Here is a 19,782-nt window from a genome sequence, read left to right as displayed (position 1 = left end):
TCAAACGTCACAAGGCGCCAAGAATCAGGTCATGAACCAGCACTTACGTTCCGAACCCATTCCCTTCATCGACGTCGCCTCGCAGCGCCGCCGGCTCGGCGCCTCGCTCGATGCGGCCGTGAAGCGCGTGATGGACCATTGCCAATTCGTCAACGGCCCCGAAGTCTTCGAGCTCGAGAAGCAGCTTGCGGCCTACTCAGGCGCCAAGCACGTGATTGGCTGCGCCAGCGGCACCGACGCCATTCTGATGGTGATGATGGCCAGGAATGTCGGGCCCGGCGATGCCGTGCTGTGTCCGTCCTTCACCTTCATCGCGACGGCCTCGCCGGTGGCGCGGACCGGCGCGACGCCTGTCTATGTCGACGTCGACGAGACAACCTTCAACATGAGCCCGGAATCGCTCAAGCGCGGCATCGCCACCGCTCGCAAGGCCGGCCTCAAGCCCGTCGCGGTGATTCCGGTCGATTTGTTCGGCCAGCCCGCCGATCACGACGCCATCGCCGAGATCGCCAGGGCCGAAGGCCTGTTCGTGCTCGACGACGCCGCGCAAGGCTTTGGCGCGAGCTACAAGGGGCGCAAGCTCGGCACGCTTGGGCACGCGACCGCGACCAGCTTCTTCCCGGCAAAGCCGCTCGGCTGCTTCGGCGACGGCGGAGCGATCTTCACCGATGACGACGAGCTCGCCGCGACCTTGCGCAGCATCCGCGTGCACGGGCAGGGCGTCGACAAATACGACAACGTCCGCCTCGGCCTCACCGGCCGGCTCGACACCATGCAGGCCGCGGTCCTGATCGAGAAGCTGAAGATTTTTGACGATGAGATCGCCGCCCGCAACAAGGTCGCGGAGCGCTATGCGCGCGGCCTGTCCAATGTCGTCACCGTGCCGCGCCTCGCGCCCGGCAATACCTCGGTCTGGGCGCAGTACACGATCCGCCTGCCTGAAGGTACCGACCGCGACGGTTTCGCTGCCGCGCTAAAAGCCCAGGGCGTGCCGACCGCGATCTATTACGGCAAGTCGATGCACCAGCAGACCGCCTACAAACAGTACCCGGTCGCCGAGGGCGGATTGCCGGGTTGCGAGAGCCTGTCGCAGGACGTCATCAGCCTGCCGATGCATGCCTATTTGACCGAAGCTGACCAGGAACGAATCATCGCCGCCGTCAGCGGCGCGCTGGCGGGGTGAGTTCTTCACCTCTCCCGCTTGCGGGAGAGGTCGGATCGCATCGCAGATGCGATCCGGGTGAGGGGGTTACGGCCCCACGGAATGCTGCGGCCCCTCACCCGGATTGCTGCGCAATCCGACCTCTCCCCGCCGGGGAGAGGTGGACACACCGAGCGAGCCTCTTTTTTGATCCCGCCATCGTTCAAAGCCTTATCGGCTGCCCGATAAGCCTCTAGAAGAGTCCGCATGCTCGGACGCATCTTCACGGTCGGTGGCTACACGCTGCTCTCGCGGCTGACGGGGTTTGCCCGCGACATCATGCTCGCGGCGATCCTGGGCGCCGGTCCGGTGGCCGATGCCTTTTTCGTGGCGCTGCGGCTGCCCAACCATTTCCGCGCGATCTTCGCCGAGGGCGCCTTCAACGCCGCCTGGGTGCCGGCCTATGCCCATGTCCATGGCGAGAAGGGGGAGGCGGCGGCAAAGCTATTCGCCGATCGCATCTTCACGCTGCTTTTGGCCTCGCAGGTGATGCTGCTGATCGCGGCCTGGCTGTTCATGCCGCAGGCCATGAGCATCTTGGCGCCAGGCTTCGGTGAGGATGCCGAGCAGCGCAAGCTCGCGATCGAGCTGACCCGGATCACCTTTCCCTATCTGCTCTTGATCACGCTGGTGACGCTCTATGGCGGCATGCTCAACGTGATGCAGCGCTTTGCCAGCGCCGCGGCCGCCTCGATCTTCCTCAACGTCGCCATGATGATGACGCTGGCGGTTGCCGTCTGGTTTCCGACCGCGGGCCATGCCGCGGCCTGGGGCGTGCTGATCTCCGGCTTCCTGCAATATTTCCTGCTCGCAGGCGATCTCGCCCGCCATGGCGGCCTGCCGCGCTTTGCGCCCTTGAAGCTTGATGAGGACGTCCGTGGTTTCTTCAAGGCACTGGGGCCGGCGACATTGGGCTCGATGGGAACGCAGGTCGCGCTGTTCGCCGACACCATCATCGCGACCTTCCTGCCCGCCGGCGCGCTGTCGGCGCTCTATTACGCCGACCGGCTCAACCAGCTCCCGATCGGCGTCATCGGCATCGCCATCGGCACCGTGCTGCTGCCGGAGATGTCGCGGCGGATCACTGCAAACGACCACGATGGCGCGCTGAGGGCGCAGCGCCGCGCCTTCGATTTCACGCTGCTGTTCTCGATCCCGTTCGTCGCGGCCTTCCTCACCGTGCCCGATGCGATCATGCGCGCGCTGTTCGCGCGCGGTGCGTTCTCCAAGGCCGATGCAGCGGCCGCCGGTGCGACTCTCGCGGCCTATGCCATTGGCCTCATCCCGTTCGTGCTGATCCGCAGCGCGGTTGCGACCTTCTATGCCCGCAAGGACACCGCAACGCCAGTGCGGGCGTCGCTGACTGGTATCGCGGTCAATGTCGCGCTGAAGGTCGCCTTAATGGGATCGCTGGCCCAGATCGGCCTCGCTCTGGCCACCGCCGTCGGCGTCTGGACCAATCTGCTCCTCGTGCTGTACTTCGCCGTGCGGCGCGGCTTTCTCGTGCTCGATCGCGGCTGGCTGTTGTCGCTCGCCAAATTTCTGCTGGCCGGATTGATCCTCGCCGCCGCGTTCTGGCTGATTGCGCACTTCAGCAGCCCTTGGCTGGGCGCGATGCACTTCCGGGATGAATTGATGCTGATCCTGCTCGCCGTCGGCGGCACGATCGTCTACGCGCTCGCGATCCTCGTGTTGTTCGGACGCAAGTGGCTGGTCTCGCTGGTGCGCGGCTAGTAAGCACGGCGTTCGCCTCCAGGCTGCAACCGGTACTCCCACATCTCTTGATTTTGCGCGGTTGCCGTGATATCAGCGCGTCATGATCAAATCGTCGCGCAAAGTCTCCCGCAATCACATCACCCGCTTCGGCTGGGCGGTGGGAGGAGTCGTGCGCTAGGATTTCGACGACATCTTTTCCACCAGGCCCCGCCGGCATCGGACGGGGCCTTTTCTTTGGCCACGCTCCCTGCCGGCTCAACAGCAGGAGCGTCCGATGCCACCACAACTGACGAACATTTCATCCGAGGCCGAGCACGATGCGGCGGTGCTTCGCCTCGACCAATCCATTGCGCTCGCGAAGCAGGCCATGGACGAGGTTCTGGCGGCAGCGGCTCGTCTCAACGTGTCCGTTGCAACGCCGGGCCAAGCCTTGTCGGGGAGAGAAGCTGCCGCAGCCGCGCCGGCGCAAAGCCTCCCGGGCCTGCTCAAGCGATATTGGTCTGCTTTTAGGAATTGTCGCCTGCACCCGCGGGGCAGTTTGCTGGATCTGAGCGACAGGGAGCTGATGGACATCGGCCTGACGCGCGCCGAGATCAACTATCTCGTACCTGGGCGGGCGATCGATGCGCTCAGAGATAGTACGAGGTATCTGTTGAGCCGCGGAATGTGAGTGATCGACGATCCTCACACCGACATATGACCTGCCGCGCGCGGGTTGAACTCGGCAAGGTCTGGCTCAATCCAGCCGTGCCGAGCCTCCCGCGAGAACAGCGCGTCGCGGCTCCAGAAACGTAAGAGTACGTCCTTTTCGATTGCCGGGGACGCCAGCACCGCGTTGCAGGCGGCGACAATGTCGTGGCGGCCGACCTCCGCAAGAATTGCTTCGATGATCATCAAGAAGGCCAGCGTAATCGTGTGGTGGTAGCCACGCACATCGTCGTTCACGCCGCCAGCGGCAACATTGTAGGCGCAGATCATCTCGGGGAGCTCGACCCGCCAGTCCCGAGTCGGATCAGTGGCGAGCAAGTAGCTCGTCACGATCAGATGTTCACGATGGCTGAAACGTGCCCCCGGAAGTGTACGCGCGAGGAAGCCCTCGCTCAGTTCGGCGACTTCTGCAGCATCCGTGCAGCTACGTCTGTTGCTCATGGAGGCGCCATATGTTACCTTGGTACCAAGGTAACATTCTGGTGCGGGAAAGGCAAATTGGGAATCGGTCGAACGGCCGCCCAGGCTCTGCCTGTGTGGCAACAGTCGTTTCGCGGTCAGAGCGTCGACCCCGCAGGCGTCCGGACGAATGCAGGATTCACCTGATCTCTGAGGGACGCGAGTTGCAGGGCTGGAGACCGATGCCCGAGCAAGTCCGGCAATGGCATGATGCGATTAAACCCCGCCTTCCGATCGAGGTCACACATCATGAGTTCAGAAAGCCACGAGCATTCAGTCCAACGCGTACAGACGGGAGTTCGGATCGAGAAGCGCATTCTCAAGGTCGCGAAGGGCCTCGCCGAATACCTGGATATGAGCCTCGGTGATTTGCTGGAGGGCGTTCTCCTGCATTCGTTCGAAGGCAAGACTCCGTTCGAGCCTGCGACGCTGCAACGCATTTCGACGCTGAAGGATTTGTACGGGCTGACGCTCACGGCCTCCGATGCTCATCAGCTGTTTGAAGCTCGGGGTGAGCACGAGAACAGCTAAGTGTGAGCGCTTGGCTCTCGCCGTCAGCGTCACACATCACGCTGGGACCTGCCGAGCATCCCAGTGAGGCACGCGTGGCGCTTTTGAAGCTGCGACCCCTGCGCCCGGCTAAACCCGTTTGCGTTGCCAGTTTTTCCACGGCAATATGCCCACAAAACAACCATGAGAACGGGAAGATAACATGGCGGCTCCCATCAAGTTCGGCGTTGGCCAAAGCGTGCTGCGCAAGGAGGATGACGCGCTCATCCGCGGCAAGGGCCGCTATACCGACGATTACGCGCCGCAGGCCGCGCTCCGCTGCCTGGTGCTGCGCTCGCCGCATGCGCATGCCAAATACACCATCGATGCGAGCCGCGCGCGCGGCCTGCCGGGCATTGCGCTGATCCTGACGGCGGACGACGTCGGGGATCTCGGCAATCTGCCCTGCCTGTTCAACCTCGAGACCGATCCGTTCACCGGCCCGCCTTACCCGATCCTGGCCAAGGACGAGGTGCGCCATGTCGGCGACGCCGTCGCCTTCGTGGTCGCCGAGACCATCGACCAGGCTCGCGACGCGATCGAGGCGATCGAGGTCAAATGGTCGCCGCTGCCCGCGGTGACCGGCGTCGTCAACGCCGTGAAGAAAGGCGCAGCCTTGGTCTGGCCCGACAAGCCGGGCAACGTGCTGTTCGACGTCTCGATCGGCGACAAAGCGGCGACGGAAGCTGCCTTCGCGAAAGCGCATGCGGTGGCCGAAATCTCCATCGTCAATCCGCGCGTGGTTGCGAGCTTCTTGGAGACCCGCGCGGCGGTCTGCGAATACGATTCCAAGCGCGACCATCTGACGCTGACGGTCGGCAGCCAGGGCAGCCACCGCCTGCGCGACATCCTCTGCCAGAACGTGCTCAACATTCCCACCGACAAGATGCGGGTGATCTGCCCCGACGTCGGCGGCGGGTTCGGCACAAAACTGTTTCCGTATCGGGAATATGCCCTGATGGCGGTCGCTGCGCGCAAACTGAAGAAGGCGGTGAAGTGGGCGGCCGACCGCTCCGAGCATTTCATGGGCGATGCGCAGGGCCGCGACAACGTCACCACCGCCAAGATGGCGCTGGCTGAAGACGGCAAGTTCCTCGCGATGGATTGCGACCTCATGGGCGACATGGGCGCGTATCTGTCGACCTTCGGGCCCTACATCCCGCATGGCGGCGCCGGCATGCTGCCGGGCCTCTACGACATCCAGGCCTTCCATTGCCGGGTGCGCACGATCTTCACCCACAGCGTGCCGGTCGATGCTTATCGCGGCGCGGGCCGGCCCGAAGCCGCCTACGTCATCGAGCGCCTCGTCGATGCCTGCGCGCGGAAACTCGACATGACGCCGGATGCCATCCGCCGCAAGAATTTCATCCCGCCGAAGGCGCTGCCCTACAAGACCGCAACCGGCAAGGTCTACGATTCCGGCGACTTCGCCGCGCACCTGAAGCGCGCGATGGAGATCGCGGAATGGAAAGAATTTCCCAAGCGCGCCAAGGTGGCCAAGAAGGGCGGCCTCATCCGCGGCATCGGGCTTGCGAGCTACGTCGAGATTTGCGGCGTGATGGGTGAAGAGACGGCCAACGTACGTCTCGATGCCAATGGCGACGTCACGGTGCTGATCGGCACGCAATCGAGCGGGCAGGGCCATCAGACCGCCTATGCGCAGATCGTCGCCGAGCAGTTCGGCGTCACGCCCGAGCGCGTGCATGTTCGCCAGGGCGACACCGACGAGATCGCAACCGGCCTCGGCACCGGCGGCTCGGCCTCGATCCCCTCCGGCGGCGTCAGTGTCGAACGCGCCACGCGCGAACTCGGTTCGAGGCTGAAGGAGATCGCGGCGCAGGCGCTGGAAGCCAGCGCGGGCGACCTCGAAATCTCCGAAGGCGTGGTGCGGATCGCCGGCACCGACCGCTCGATCTCGTTTGCCGATCTCGCCAAGCGGCCCGGCGTCGATCCGTCGAAGCTGAACGGCAGCGCGACCTTTGCCAGCGCCGACGGCACTTATCCCAACGGCACCCATATAGCGGAGGTCGAGATCGATCCGGCGACCGGCATCATCAAAATCGTCAACTACGTGATCGTCGACGATTTCGGCAAGACGCTCAATCCGCTGCTTCTGGCGGGCCAGGTCCATGGCGGCGCCATGCAGGGCATCGGCCAAGCCTTGATGGAGCAGGTTGTGTATGGACCGACCGACGGCCAGCTCATCACCGCAACCTTCATGGACTATGCGCTGCCGCGCGCGGCGGACGGGCCGGCCTTCGTGTTCGAGACCCACAACGTCCCCTGCAAGACCAATCCGATGGGCGTGAAGGGGGCCGGCGAGGCTGGCGCGATCGGCTCTTGTCCGGCCGTCGTCAACGCCATCGTCGATGCGCTCTGGCGCGAGTATAAGATCGACCACATCGACATGCCGGCAACGCCCGAGCGGGTGTGGGTTGCGATCAGCGAGCATCGCCGCCGTCACAGCTTGTGAAGCCGCGCTTCCCGCGCGCACGGGAATAAACGCGCCGCGCGGGGTTCTACCCATGATGGGTCCCGGCTTCACCAGAAGCCGGTGACGTTTCATTCCCTGAACGTCTCGAGAGCCGGAGAAACGAACCAATGAAACGGACGATGATTGTCGCGGGCGCCTTCGTGCTGGGCGCGGGCGCCGTCATGGCGCAACAGGAGATTGCCGTCCAGCAGGACAATCTGATGCGAGCGATCGCCAAGAATCAGTACGGCGTCCTCCAGAAGATGAGCAAGGGCGATATTCCCTTCGACAAGAAAGCCGCCGATCAGGCCATCGCCGCCATCGAGGCCGATGTTGCCAAGATCGCCAAGACCTTCGAGATCAACCCTAAGCAGGATGTCGTCAACGCGACCTATGGCTCCTCGCCGAAGGTCTGGCAGAACAAGGCCGATTTCGATGCCAAGATCCCGCCGGTGCAGAAGGCGATCGCCGACGCCAAAGGCAAGATCACCGATGTCGCGGGTCTGAAGGCGGCCTACACGACGATCAACGACCGCTGCAATGATTGTCACGAAACCTATCGCGTGAAATTGAAATAGCGGGGCGGAGCTACCAAGGACTTCAGAAAGGGCGGTTGCGAAAGCAACCGCCCTTTTTCATGACCGCGGGCCCGCAGGAACTTCTGTCCGCAAGGCCTGACGGATTGCCGCGAGAGCGGCTATCTTTGTGCCAGCGGCCGTGCGCTCACACGAGTCTCCTCCCGGCATCCTCACGTCGGGTTTCCCAACGCGCGGCGAGCACCTCGATCAACAGCGAGACAGGCCATGGCAAAACCGTTCCCGTCCAAGACCCATATCGGCAATCATATGCTGCATCCGGAAACCTTGATGCTGACCTATGGCTATGATCCGCAATTGTCGGAGGGCGCCATCAAGCCGCCGGTGTTCCTGACCTCCACCTTCGTGTTCAAGACCGCCGAGGACGGGCAGGACTTCTTCGACTACGTCGCCGGCCGGCGCGAGCCGCCGGAAGGCATGGGCGCGGGCCTGGTCTATTCGCGCTTCAATCATCCCAACAGCGAGATCGTCGAGGACAGGCTCGCGATCTACGAGCGCACGGAGAGTTGCGCGCTGTTCTCGTCCGGCATGGCGGCCATCGCAACCACGATCCTGGCCTTTGTTCGCCCCGGTGATGTCATCCTGCACTCGCAGCCGCTCTATGGCGGGACGGAGACGCTGCTGACGAATACGCTCGCGCGCCTGTCGATCGGCGCTGTCGGCTTTGCCGACGGCATTGACGAGACGGCAGTCAAGCAGGCCTCGGAGGAGGCCATGGGCAAGGGGCGGGTGTCGATGATCCTGATCGAGACGCCCGCCAATCCGACCAACGGCCTCGTCGACATCGCAATGATCCGCCGCATCGCCGATTCCATCGGCAAGGCGCAGGGACACACGCCGGTCATCGCCTGCGACAACACGCTGCTCGGGCCGGTGTTTCAGCGGCCGATCGAGCACGGCGCGGACCTGTCGCTGTATTCGCTGACCAAGTATGTCGGCGGCCATTCCGACCTGATCGCGGGCGCCGCGCTCGGATCGAAGGCGATCATGAAGGGCATCAAGGCGCTGCGCGGCGCCATCGGCACCCAGCTCGATCCGCATTCCTGCTGGATGATCAACCGCTCGCTCGAGACGCTCAGCCTGCGGATGGAGAAGGCCGATGCGAATGCGCGGCTCGTGGCGGACTTCCTGCGCGATCACCCGAAGGTCGCCAGGGTGCACTACCTCGGTCATCACGAGCAGGGCTCGCTGTCCGGCCGCGTGTTCGCGCGGCAATGCCTGGGCGCGGGCTCGACGTTTTCGTTTGACATCGTCGGCGGCAAGGAGGCGGCGGTGAAATTCCTCAACGCGCTGCAGATCCTCAAGCTGGCGGTGAGCCTTGGCGGCACGGAATCGCTCGCAAGCCTGCCGGCGACGATGACCCATTCCGGCGTTCCCGCCGACATCCGCCAAAAGATCGGCGTGCTAGATTCCACGATCCGGCTGTCGATCGGCATCGAGAATCCGTCGGACCTGATCGCCGATCTCGCACAGGCGCTCAACGTGGCTTGAGCACGGTCAGAGTCGTAGCGTCGTAGCCCGGATGGAGCGCAGCGAAATCCGGGGACCTGTCCGCAACGCGCAGGGCTCCCGGATTGCACCAACGGGCGGCACTTTGCGCCGACCGTTGGCTCCATCCGGGCTACGAAGTTGCTTGGAATCGAAAAGGCCGGACGCTCCCTCCTTGCGTCCGGCCTTTCCGCGACGAAGCCCGCGTTTTCGCTTTACTTCGTCACCTGACCGCGGATCTCGCCGCCCGGGTTCGCGGCCGTGTGGATGTTGATGTAGTACTTGCCGCCGAGCAGATCGGCGGCCTGCGCGTCCGTGAGCGTGGCTTCGCCCTTGACCGGGCTCGAGGCTGCATTCGGGATCGGGACTGCGACGCCGGCGTTCTTGCCGGCTTCGGCAGGCCCGTGGAAATGTGCGGCGGTGGCGGGACCCGAGAGACCGGAATAAGTGACGGTCCAGGACAGCTTCTTGCTGGCAGCGTCGTAGTCCAGATCGGCCGTTCCGGTCGCGCTGCTGGTGTTGGCGGGGACTTCGGATTTGCCGTCCAGCGTCGCCTTCAGTTTCTCCGCGCCGGCCGGGGCGGCGAACGCAACGGCAGCTCCGAGTACCAGTGTGGCAAAAACGGCTTTGGTCATGGGTCTCTCCTGTTGACGCCTGATTGCTTTTCAAACAGTGCGTCATGCGGTTTATTCCGGCATTACAGCCGGACCGTCTAAAATATTCGTGTGTTGGATCGGGCGCGACATGACCCTTAAGTTCGCGCGTTCACGATGGAATGATCGAATGTTGCGACGAACGCTTTTTGCCGCCCTGATCGCCGCCGTCGCGGCGTTCGCCCTCTATTGGTGGTTGACCGCCCCGGCCGTGCTGGCCGTGCCGGCGCCGACACGCAACCTCGATGTCGCCAACGGGCAGGAGCTGTTCAACGCTGGCGGCTGTTCGTCCTGTCATGCCACCCCCAATCAGCCCGATCGCCTGCGGCTCGGCGGCGGGCTCGCGCTGGGCTCGCCGTTCGGGACGTTCTACGTCCCCAACATTTCCCCCGACCCGGCCTACGGGATCGGCCGCTGGAGCGAGGCCGATTTCGTCAACGCCGTGATGCGCGGCATATCGCCCGCGGGCACGCACTATTTCCCCGCGTTTCCCTACACGTCCTATCGTCTGGCCAGCGTCGACGACGTCCGCGATCTCTTTGCCTATCTGAAGACGCTTCCGCCGGTGTCCGGCACAGTGGGCGACCACGCACTGCCGTTTCCGTTCAACATCCGCCGCAATATCGGCATCTGGAAATTGCTGTTCATGGACACCGCGCCGTTCGTCGCGGACGCCGCGCGCTCGCCGCAATGGAATCGCGGAGCCTATCTCGTCAACGCTTTCGGCCATTGCGCCGAATGCCACAGCCCGCGCAATGCGCTCGGCGGCATCATCGCCGGCCAGCGCTTTGCCGGTGGGCCCAATCCGGAAGGGGAGGGCTGGGTGCCCAACATCACGCAGCAGGGCATCGGCAGCTGGAGCGAGAAGGATATCGCGGATTTTCTCGAGACCGGCGACATGCCCGAGGGCGACAGCGCTTCGGGTGCGATGCGGCCGGTGATCAAGAACCTTGCGCAACTGACCGCGGAAGACCGCGCCGCGATGGCCGCCTATCTGAAGTCGCTGCCGCCGGTGCAGGGACCGACACCGCCCAAGCGCAAGGAGGGCGGCTAGCGCTGCCGGCGCTTCGGCCGTTGTTTGCGCGTGATCTAAAGCGCGATGAGATTGGGATGAATCATCATCGCGCTTTAGGTTGTTGTTTACGCATGATCTTTCCGGAAAACCGCTTCGCACTTTTCCGGATCATGCTTTAGCCGGTGCCGAACGCCTTGAAGGTGATGATGGTGAGAGTGTCCTGGATGCCCGGCAGCACCTGCACCTTCTCATTCACGAAGTGGCCGATGTCGGTGTCCTTGTCGACGTAGAACTTCACCAGGAGGTCGTATTGGCCGGCCGTGGAGTAGATCTCGGAGGCGATCTCGGCTTCGGCAAGCGCATTGGCCACCGTATAGGACTGGCCGAGCTTGCACTTGATCTGAACGAAAAAAGGAACCATCGCGGGCACTCCGAAAGCGTATTCTTCCGGCTAATAGGCCAAAACCGGCTGGATTTAGCAAGCGAACTTGCTGGATCATTCGAGGCGCTTCGGGCGCGATGCTAGGATGGGACCGCTGCGGCGGCCAATGCATCCCTCAGCCGCTGGGCGAGCTCGACCTTGCGGTACGGCTTGGTCAGCACGACCGCTCGCGCCTGCGCGCGGCCCTGCTCGACCAGGGCCTCCAGCGCGTAGCCCGAGGTGAACAGGACCGGCAGGCCGGGACGCACACGCCGCGCCTGATCGGCGAGCTCCCAGCCGCTCATGCCGCCCGGCATCACGATATCGGTGAATAGCAAGTCGATGCCGGGATCGCCCTGCAACTGGTGCAAGGCATCCTTGCCGTTGACCGCAGCGACGACGCGATATCCGAGCGCTTCCACCCTGCGAATGACGGAGGAGCGGACGAACGGATCGTCCTCGACGATCAGGACCGTCTCGTAGCCTCGCGGCGCCGTGTCCTCGCCGTCGGGAAGATCGGCTTGCGACCTACCGGTGCTCGCGCGCGGCAGGTAGATCCTGGCCGTGGTCCCAAGGCCAGCCTCGCTGTAGATCGAGACATGGCCGCCTGATTGCTTGGCAAAGCCGTAGACCATGCTGAGGCCGAGGCCCGAGCCCTTGCCGACCTCCTTGGTGGTGAAGAACGGCTCGAACGCGCGTACGGCGACCTCGGGCGTCATGCCTTCGCCGTCATCGGTGACCGCGATCAGGACGTAGCTGCCGGGCGCGACCTCCCGGTGAACGGCACCGTCATCATCTTCGATCGTGACCAGCTCCGTGGCCAGCGTGAGGTGGCCTCCCGATGGCATGGCATCCTGCGCGTTGAGCGCGAGATTGAGCACGGCGGATTCGAGCTGGGCGCGGTCGGCAAAGGCCAGGATCGTGCCGGGCCCGGAGGTCGTCCTGATCTCGATGTCTTCGCGCAAGGTGCGCTTGAGCAGCTTGAACATGGAATCGAGCAGGCTCCGGCAATCGATCGTCTGAGGCCGCAGCAATTGGCGGCGGCTGAAGGCGAGCAGGCGCTGCGTCAGCTCGGCGCCCCGTTCGCCCGATTGGCAGATGTCGTCGGCAAAGCGCCCGAGGTCGGGCCTCGCCTTGAGCTGCTCGCTCAGGTGCTCGGCATTGCCGATGATCACGGTCAGCAGGTTGTTGAAGTCGTGCGCGATGCCGCCGGAGAGCTGACCGACCGTCTCCATCTTCTGCGCCTGCTGAAGCTGCTGCTCGGTCAGCTTGCGCGCGGTGAGGTCGTGGACGATGCCGACGAAGATCAATTCGCCGTCCTGCCGCGCCTCGCCGACCGACAGGTCCATCGGAAACGTCGTGCCGTCCTTGCGCAGGCCGACGGCCTCGCCGCCGGTCGCGAAATGCCGCGCCTGGCGGTCGGGCGCCGCATCCGCCTCGGGCATCAGCATGCCGACGTTGCGGTTCATCACCTCGTCGGCACGGTAGCCGAACAAGCGCTCGCAGGCCGGATTGAACAGCAGGATCCGGTCCTCCGCATCGAGCAGGATGACGCCGTCGACCGCGGTCTCGACGATCGCTGTGAGGCGCGCCACGCTCTCGCGCATCGCGCGCTGGGCGTCGCGGACCTGCTGCAGCAGCAGCGCGGCGTCGCGGCTCTTGATTTCCTCCTCCTCGAGCGCGGCCTGGACCTGTCGCAGCTCGAACGGCGAGGGGATCGTCAGGATCTTCGGCAGCAGCGGCCAGAGCGCGGCGGCGGTGAAGACCGACGCGACCGCCGTGGCGGCCTTGACCATGCCCTCGATGCCATAGATCGGAACCCAGAGCGTGTAGATCGACAGCACGTGGGTCAGGCCGCACGCCATGATGAAGATCGCGAACGCCCAATAGACCCAGCCGAATTTGAGGTCGCGCCGCTTGGTGACGAGGATGGCGAGGGCGAACGGGATCGAGAAATAGGCGGCGGCAATGCTGGCGTCGGAAACGACGTGAAGCCAGATCAGCTCAGGCTCCCACAACAGGCAGATGCCGTGCGGCGACAGCATGGACGAGTCGAGGAGACGTTCGAAGAAGGCCCACATCGTTCCACCCCAAGGAGTCTTGTTCAGGTGGCTTGCGCGGCCGGGCGGCCCGCAACATGGGGGCGCCGGACGGTTCCACCACCTGACGTCTCGCGTCACCGGCGAAGCACGCTAAGGTACGCGACTATAGCAAGGGTCCGGCGCCGTTGCATTTTCAAGTCCGCACCATTGCGGGCCCTGGTCCGCGCGGTGTCCGACTGATTCGCAAGGTGCGCAATCGGTTCGCGAATCACGCCTGGCGGCGGCCCGGCGCGCTTGCTGACGTTCCACAGTCGCGCTACGAGAGGCCATGGCGGCCTCCTCAAACACATGTCTCCCGCGATGACGACCCCGGTCGCACTCACCATCGCCGGTTCCGATTCGAGCGGCGGCGCCGGCATCCAGGCGGACCTGAAGACCTTTGCCGCGCTCGGCGTCTATGGCGCCTCCGTGATCACGGCGCTGACGGCGCAGAACACGCGCGGCGTGACCGGCATTCACGCGGTGCCGGCCGGGTTCGTCACCGAGCAGATCGACGCGGTGTTCTCCGACCTCGACATCGGTGCGGTGAAGATCGGCATGGTGGCCCAGGCCGCCAGCATCGATGCCATCGCGGCCGCGCTGTCCCGCTGGGCGCCGCGGCATGTCGTGCTCGATCCCGTCATGGTGGCGACCTCCGGCGACCGCCTGCTCGCCGCGGAGGCCGTCGACGCCCTGCGCACCAGGCTGATGCCACTGGCTGCCGTGATCACGCCGAACCTGCCGGAGGCTGCGGCCCTGCTCGATGCGCCGGTGGCGGCGAGCGAGGCCGAGATCGAAAGCCAGGGACGCCGCCTGCTGGCGCTGGGCTGCCGCGCCGTCCTGATCAAGGGCGGGCACGGGGAGGGCGCCGAGAGCACCGACTATCTCGTCACTGCCGAGACCGCGATCGCGCTTGCCGCGCCGCGTGTGGCCACCCGCAACACCCATGGCACCGGCTGCTCGCTGTCCTCCGCCATCGCAGCGAGGCTGGCCAGGGGCGAGGACCTCGAGGCCGCCGTGCGCAACGCCAAGACCTGGATCAGCGCCGCGATCGCCGCCGCCGACCGCTTCAGCGTCGGCCACGGCCACGGGCCGATCCATCATTTCCACAAGTTCTACTGAGGCGGGCTTGCTTCGCCTCTCCCGCAAGCCAAGCGGGGAGGGAGCGCACCTACCCTGCGGCGCCATGTCGCCTGATTGTCGCATGCGACTGATATTCGCGGGGAGGGCGAGGCAAGGCGTGATTCGTATTTGAAAGTGCCTCAAGGGTTCAATCGGTCATCCCGCTGTCACGGGACATTGTTACAGGCTGGCGCATGGGAAGTTACGATGTGAGTGACGAGAGCCCGGAGCGGCGCTTTCGCACGTTGTTCATCTCCGACGTCCATCTCGGAGCCCGCGGTTCACAAGCCGATCTTCTGCTCGACTTCCTGCGCTACCATGATGCCGATACGATCTATCTCGTCGGCGACATCGTCGACGGCTGGGCGCTGAAATCGAGCTGGCACTGGCCACAATCGCATAACGACCTGGTCCAGAAGCTTTTGCGCAAGGCGCGCAAGGGCGCCAAGGTCATCTACATTCCCGGCAATCACGACGAGTTCCTGCGCAACTATTACGGCACGCATTTCGGCGGCATCGACGTGGTCGAGAACACGGTTCATACCGGCGCCGACGGCAAGCGCTATCTCGTCATTCACGGCGACATCTTCGATCTCGTGGTGCAGAACGCGCGCTGGCTCGCCCATCTCGGCGACAAGGCCTACGATTTTGCGATCCAGATGAACCGCCTGGTCAACTTCTTCCGCCGGCTGTTCGGCGTGCCCTATTGGTCGCTCTCGCAATGGGCCAAGCAGAAGGTCAAGAACGCCGTCAACTATATCGGCGCGTTCGAGCAGGCGCTCGCCGCCGAGGCGCGGCGTCACCAGGCCGACGGCGTGATCTGCGGCCACATCCACTACGCCGTGATCCGCGACGAGGGCGGCATCCGCTACATGAATTGCGGCGACTGGGTGGAGAGTTGCACCGCCCTGGTGGAGCATGACGACGGCCATTTCGAGATCATCACCTGGGCGGATCAGTTGCGGAAGCCGGAGCAGGTGCCACAGGTCGCAGCCAGAGCTGCATAACAAGGACCACTTGATGCGCATCCTGGTCGCGACCGACGCCTGGCACCCGCAAGTCAACGGTGTGGTTCGGACGCTGACCAAGCTCGCTGATGCTGCAAAAGCGCTCGGCGTCGAGTTCACGTTCCTGACGCCGCAATCGTTCCGCACCTTTGCGATGCCGAGCTATCGCGACGTGCGCCTCGCCATGCCGCGCCCGGCCCGGATCGCAAGGCTGATCGAGGAGGCGCGCCCGGACAGCATCCACATCGCGACCGAAGGGCCGATCGGCCTGATGGTCCGCCGCTATTGCCGCCAGCGCAAGCTGCCGTTCACGACCAGCTTCCATACCCGCTTTCCCGAATATGTCCGCGCCCGCGTGCCAGTGCCGGGCTCGCTGATCTGGCGGGCGCTGCGGCGCTTCCACAGCGCCAGCCGCGCCGTGATGGCGGCGACGCCGGCGCTCGCGCGCGAACTGACCGAGCGCGGCTTCGACAATGTCGTGCTGTGGCCGCGCGGCGTGGACACTACGTTGTTCCACCCGCGCGTCATCGATCTCTGCCTGCCGGCACCCGTGTTCCTGTCGGTCGGCCGCGTCGCAGTCGAGAAGAATCTCGAGGCGTTCCTGGACCTCGACCTACCCGGCACCAAGGTGGTCGTCGGCGACGGCCCGGCGCGCGCCTCGCTGGAAGAGGCCTACCCCGATGCGATCTTCCTCGGCGAGAAGCACGGCGAGGAACTGGCGGATATCTACGCGGCCGCCGACGTGTTCGTGTTCCCGAGCAAGACGGACACCTTCGGCCTGGTGCTGCTGGAGGCGCTCGCCAGCGGCCTGCCGGTCGCGGCCTTCCCTGTGAAGGGTCCCCGCGACGTGATTGGCGATGCGCCGGTCGGCGCGCTCGATCACGATCTGCGCAATGCCTGCTTCGCCGCGCTCGATATCTCCCGGCAGGACTGCGTCGCCTTTGCCGCCAATTACACCTGGGAGGCCTCGGCAACGGTCTTTATCGACAGCATTTTGGCGGTCGGGGCGGTGCTGCCCGGCCGGACCGCCGCGGAACAGCCGCGCCAAGTCGCCTAGAGCTATCTCGATCCGATGGATCGAAATAGCTCTAGATTCTTGTTTTGACGCGTTTTCTTCACGCGAACCGGGATCCACTTCGCTCGAAAACGCTATGGGGAAATCCTCTCGCGGAGGTGTCTTGCCCGGGCCTGATCGGCCGCGATAACATTCCGCCATGACCGAACAGGCCCTTCCGGTCGGCCCTGCCGACATCGATGCCGCAGCGCGCGTGATCGCGCCTTACGCCATTCGCACCCCGCTGTTGTCCTTCCCCGTGCTCAACGAGCGCGTCGGTGCAAAAGTGTTCCTGAAGCCGGAGATGCTCCAGCGCACCGGCTCGTTCAAGTTCCGCGGTGCCTTCAACAAGGTGTTCTCGATCCCGCAGGACAAGCGCGCCGGCGGGGTCGTCGCGTTCTCCTCCGGCAACCACGCGCAGGGCGTGGCGGCGGCGGCAAAGATCCTGGACATGCAGGCAACCATCGTGATGCCCGCCGATGCGCCGCTGTCCAAGCGCGAGCGCACCAAATCCTACGGCGCCGAGGTCGTGCTGTACGATCGCTATAACGAGGACCGCGAGGCGATCTCGCGCGGCATCGCCGAGAAGCGCGGCGCGACGCTAGTCAAACCCTATGACGATCCCTTCGTGATCGCAGGGCAGGGCACCGCCGGCCGCGAGATCGCCGAGGACATGGCAACGCTTGGCCTCAGTCCCGACATCGTGGTGGCGCCGGCCTCCGGCGGCGGTCTGATCGCGGGTGTCGCGACCGCTGTGAAGGCGCGCTATCCGCAAGCCGAGATCGTGGTCGCCGAGCCCGAGGCCTTCGACGATCACGGCATTTCACTCAGCTCAGGCCATCGCGAGCCGCATCCGCCAGCCGGCCGCACCATCTGCGATGCGCTGATGGCGCTGATGCCGGGCGAGATGACGTTTGCGATCAACAGCAAGCTCTTGGCGCGCGGCGTCACGGCGTCGGACAAGGAAGTCGGCGCGGCGGTCGCCTTTGCCTATCGCGAGCTGAAGCTGGTGGTGGAACCCGGCGGCGCGGTGGGGCTTGCTGCGCTACTCGCGGGCCGCCTTGATGTGGCCGGCAAGAACGTCGTCATCGTGCTGTCAGGCGGCAATGTGGATGCGGATCTGTTCGCGGAGCTGGTGGCCTGACTTTGGCTGAAACGGTGTGAGCCGCAGTCCACCGCGTGGGCAGGGCAATCGCATTCGAATTTCGAGAGGCCGTCATGCCCGGGCATGACGACGTAGAGAGAGTTGGTGCCCATGGCCCACATCTCATTGCGATAGTCCTCCCCCGCAAGCGGGGGAGGGAGCGCACCTTCCTTCTTGCCCAATCAGTGCGTGAAGCCGCCGCGACGGTTGCCGCCATTGTTCATGCTTGGCGCCTGGTTCATTGACTGCCGGAAGTTGTTGTTGCTGCTGACCATGCGGTTCGGCACCGTGTTGAGCTGCGGACGGCTCGTCTGCACGTTGGTCTGCACCTGCACCTTGTTGACTGGGCTAATGTTGGGCCTCACGATGCCGGTGTTGCCGTTGTTGACGCGGATCGGCTGGTTCTGCGTCTGAACGTTGACCGGCTTCACGTCGATCTTGGTGCCGCCTTTGCCGACATTCACCGGCATGCTCACGATCTTGGGCGGAGAGCCGTTGCCGGCATTGTTGCCGCCGTTCTGCGGCTTGTTGGTCGCAGGCAGGGTCACGATCTTGCCAATGCCGACCTTGCCGTTGATCGTGTTGGTCGGCGCAGGCAGCGTGACGATCTTGCTCGGGGTCTGCGGCGGCGTGCCGTTCTGCGGGTTCGGCTGGTTATTGCCGGCAGGCAGGGTGACGATCTGTCCGCCATTGCCGAGCTTGCCGACGACATTGCCGTCGAGCGGCTTCTGCACGACCGGCAAATTGCCGTTCATCTGCGCGCCATTGCCCTGCTGCATCAGCGGCATGTATTTGGGCTGGCCGAGATTGCCGATCTTGATCGTCGGAGCAAGGGTCTGCGGCGCCAGGAACTTGGTCGCCTGCATCAGGGGGATCTGCTTCGGCTGCGTCTGCAGCTTCAGCGCGACCTGCGCATAGGGGCTGTTGCCGTAGCTGTCATAGAAGCTCTTGTAGGCAAGCGGGGAATTGGCGAGCACCGCCTTGTGCCAGGCCTGCGAGATCAGGATGTTGTTGAGCAGCCAGCGGATGTGGTCGCACAGCGGGTCGTGCGGGTACATGCGGATGAACTCCTGATAGTACTCCGGCCGGCCCTCGGACACGACGTAGTCATAGGCCTGGCGGGTGGAGCGGCTCGGCAAATTGGAGGCCATCTGCACGACCGGCGCTTTCACCGGCGCGCGGTTGGCGGCAACGGCGGTGTCACCGAAGAAGGTGAAGTCGCTCGTCAATGAGGAGCTCTCCCACGGAATCTGCGCGCCGCTGGTGGTCTGGTTGACCTGCAGGCGCACGCGCTTGAACAGCTGCTCGATCGGCACGTTGGGCTCGCGCGCGACGTTCAGGAATGCCTGTGTGTACGGGCTGTGGCCATTGGTGCCGTCGAGCGCCTCGGCGCCTGGCGCGGTCGAGTAGCCGACGATCGAGCCGTTCGGCGCATCGACGATTGCCAAGCCGCGGCCGGCGTCGTTGATTTCAGGGAACGGGTTGTTGCGGCAGGCATCGAGGATGACGATGCGCATGCGGCTCGGGATCGTCTCCAGCGTCGACATCACGTCGACGAGGCGCAGCGAATTGTTGACCAGCTCGGTCGGGCTGGAAACCTTGGCGTCGACCGGAACGAGATAGTTCTCGCCGGCGAGCTGCACGCCGTGACCGGCGTAATAGACCATGGCCACCGTGTTCGGACCGCGCGAGGCGACCTTGGCGGAGAAGTCCTGGACGACGCGGAGCATGTCGTTCTGGGTCAAGTCGGTCGCGGCGACCACTTCGAACCCGGCGGAGTTCAGGAACTGCGCCATCGACTGGGCGTCATCGTCGGGGTTCGCAAGCTGCGGCGCGTTCTGGTAGTTGGCATTGCCGATCACCAGCGCCACCCGCTGCTCCGGGCCTTGCAGCGCGGTGGGGGCAGGCTGCACCGGGGCGACTTGCGCGGAAACGGGCCCGCAGGCGAAGCCGAACAGGCTTCCCAACAGGCTCGCCGTCATGAAAAAGGGCTTTAGGCGGAACATGGCGTGCTCCTTTGGCACTCATCTCGATGCGAGATTGGTTGCGGCCAAGCTTGGCTGCGTTCGAGCCTTGCGGTCCGTGATCCCAGTCA

General features: G+C 64.6%; 17 protein-coding genes. 12 read left to right on the top strand and 5 right to left on the bottom strand.

Annotated features, from left to right (window positions below; translation table 11 throughout):
* The first annotated feature begins 31 nt into the window (after positions 1–31).
* From ACVWYQ_RS10860 to ACVWYQ_RS10850, 3 genes are all read left to right on the top strand, one after another.
* Positions 32–1,183, top strand: coding sequence for a DegT/DnrJ/EryC1/StrS family aminotransferase (locus ACVWYQ_RS10860; protein ID WP_404546170.1), 1,152 nt, complete (start codon positions 32–34; stop codon positions 1,181–1,183).
* Positions 1,184–1,408: 225 nt separating this feature from the next.
* Positions 1,409–2,935: a murein biosynthesis integral membrane protein MurJ gene (gene murJ / locus ACVWYQ_RS10855; RefSeq protein WP_271537423.1), complete on the top strand. Its 1,527-nt coding sequence runs from the start codon at positions 1,409–1,411 to the stop codon at positions 2,933–2,935.
* Positions 2,936–3,242: 307 nt separating this feature from the next.
* A complete protein-coding gene (locus ACVWYQ_RS10850) occupies positions 3,243–3,587 on the top strand; it encodes a DUF1127 domain-containing protein (RefSeq protein ID WP_456725612.1) in 345 nt (114 codons plus the stop codon).
* A gap of 14 nt (positions 3,588–3,601) precedes the next feature.
* Here ACVWYQ_RS10850 and ACVWYQ_RS10845 read toward each other — a convergent pair whose 3' ends face one another.
* The gene (locus tag ACVWYQ_RS10845) at positions 3,602–4,066 is read right to left on the bottom strand and encodes a hypothetical protein (RefSeq protein WP_275511921.1); all 465 of its coding nucleotides are present in this window, start codon (positions 4,064–4,066) and stop codon (positions 3,602–3,604) included.
* A gap of 267 nt (positions 4,067–4,333) precedes the next feature.
* Between ACVWYQ_RS10845 and ACVWYQ_RS10840 the strand changes: the two genes are divergently transcribed.
* From ACVWYQ_RS10840 to ACVWYQ_RS10825, 4 genes are all read left to right on the top strand, one after another.
* A complete protein-coding gene (locus ACVWYQ_RS10840; protein ID WP_275511920.1) occupies positions 4,334–4,615 on the top strand; it encodes a hypothetical protein in 282 nt (93 codons plus the stop codon).
* A 181-nt stretch (positions 4,616–4,796) separates the two neighbouring features.
* Positions 4,797–7,106, top strand: coding sequence for a xanthine dehydrogenase family protein molybdopterin-binding subunit (locus tag ACVWYQ_RS10835; protein ID WP_456725611.1), 2,310 nt, complete (start codon positions 4,797–4,799; stop codon positions 7,104–7,106).
* A gap of 128 nt (positions 7,107–7,234) precedes the next feature.
* Positions 7,235–7,684, top strand: coding sequence for a cytochrome c (locus ACVWYQ_RS10830; protein ID WP_404539653.1), 450 nt, complete (start codon positions 7,235–7,237; stop codon positions 7,682–7,684).
* A 225-nt stretch (positions 7,685–7,909) separates the two neighbouring features.
* Complete coding sequence (locus ACVWYQ_RS10825; RefSeq protein WP_157280855.1) at positions 7,910–9,193, top strand: cystathionine gamma-synthase family protein; 1,284 nt, start codon at positions 7,910–7,912, stop codon at positions 9,191–9,193.
* 212 nt (positions 9,194–9,405) lie between these two features.
* Here ACVWYQ_RS10825 and ACVWYQ_RS10820 read toward each other — a convergent pair whose 3' ends face one another.
* Positions 9,406–9,825, bottom strand: coding sequence for a CHRD domain-containing protein (locus ACVWYQ_RS10820; protein ID WP_157280854.1), 420 nt, complete (start codon positions 9,823–9,825; stop codon positions 9,406–9,408).
* Between the two features lie 148 nt (positions 9,826–9,973).
* Here ACVWYQ_RS10820 and ACVWYQ_RS10815 point away from each other — a divergent pair, with 148 nt between their 5' ends.
* Entirely contained in the window at positions 9,974–10,897 is a 924-nt protein-coding gene (locus tag ACVWYQ_RS10815) for a c-type cytochrome (protein WP_271537437.1), read from the top strand.
* 136 nt (positions 10,898–11,033) lie between these two features.
* Here ACVWYQ_RS10815 and ACVWYQ_RS10810 read toward each other — a convergent pair whose 3' ends face one another.
* Both ACVWYQ_RS10810 and ACVWYQ_RS10805 read right to left on the bottom strand, forming a co-directional pair.
* Positions 11,034–11,279, bottom strand: a complete 246-nt coding sequence (locus ACVWYQ_RS10810; protein WP_018642903.1) for an Lrp/AsnC ligand binding domain-containing protein — start codon at positions 11,277–11,279, stop codon at positions 11,034–11,036.
* Positions 11,280–11,380: 101 nt separating this feature from the next.
* Positions 11,381–13,324, bottom strand: a complete 1,944-nt coding sequence (locus ACVWYQ_RS10805; RefSeq protein WP_456725610.1) for a PAS domain S-box protein — start codon at positions 13,322–13,324, stop codon at positions 11,381–11,383.
* A 357-nt stretch (positions 13,325–13,681) separates the two neighbouring features.
* Here ACVWYQ_RS10805 and thiD point away from each other — a divergent pair, with 357 nt between their 5' ends.
* From thiD to ACVWYQ_RS10785, 4 genes are all read left to right on the top strand, one after another.
* On the top strand, positions 13,682–14,482 hold the full coding sequence (thiD, locus tag ACVWYQ_RS10800; RefSeq protein ID WP_404539661.1) for a bifunctional hydroxymethylpyrimidine kinase/phosphomethylpyrimidine kinase: 801 nt from the start codon (positions 13,682–13,684) through the stop codon (positions 14,480–14,482).
* A gap of 194 nt (positions 14,483–14,676) precedes the next feature.
* Positions 14,677–15,489: a UDP-2,3-diacylglucosamine diphosphatase gene (locus tag ACVWYQ_RS10795; RefSeq protein WP_128264429.1), complete on the top strand. Its 813-nt coding sequence runs from the start codon at positions 14,677–14,679 to the stop codon at positions 15,487–15,489.
* Between the two features lie 13 nt (positions 15,490–15,502).
* On the top strand, positions 15,503–16,546 hold the full coding sequence (locus ACVWYQ_RS10790; protein WP_404539664.1) for a glycosyltransferase family 4 protein: 1,044 nt from the start codon (positions 15,503–15,505) through the stop codon (positions 16,544–16,546).
* 157 nt (positions 16,547–16,703) lie between these two features.
* Positions 16,704–17,687: a threonine/serine dehydratase gene (locus ACVWYQ_RS10785; protein ID WP_157280849.1), complete on the top strand. Its 984-nt coding sequence runs from the start codon at positions 16,704–16,706 to the stop codon at positions 17,685–17,687.
* 182 nt (positions 17,688–17,869) lie between these two features.
* Here ACVWYQ_RS10785 and ACVWYQ_RS10780 read toward each other — a convergent pair whose 3' ends face one another.
* Complete coding sequence (locus ACVWYQ_RS10780; RefSeq protein ID WP_271537449.1) at positions 17,870–19,693, bottom strand: caspase family protein; 1,824 nt, start codon at positions 19,691–19,693, stop codon at positions 17,870–17,872.
* Between the last annotated feature and the right edge of the window lie 89 nt (positions 19,694–19,782).

This window comes from Bradyrhizobium sp. USDA 3397, from assembly GCF_054060965.1.
The sequence above is the reverse complement of the archived record's forward strand: the minus strand, read 5'-3'. Positions and strand labels throughout refer to the sequence as shown.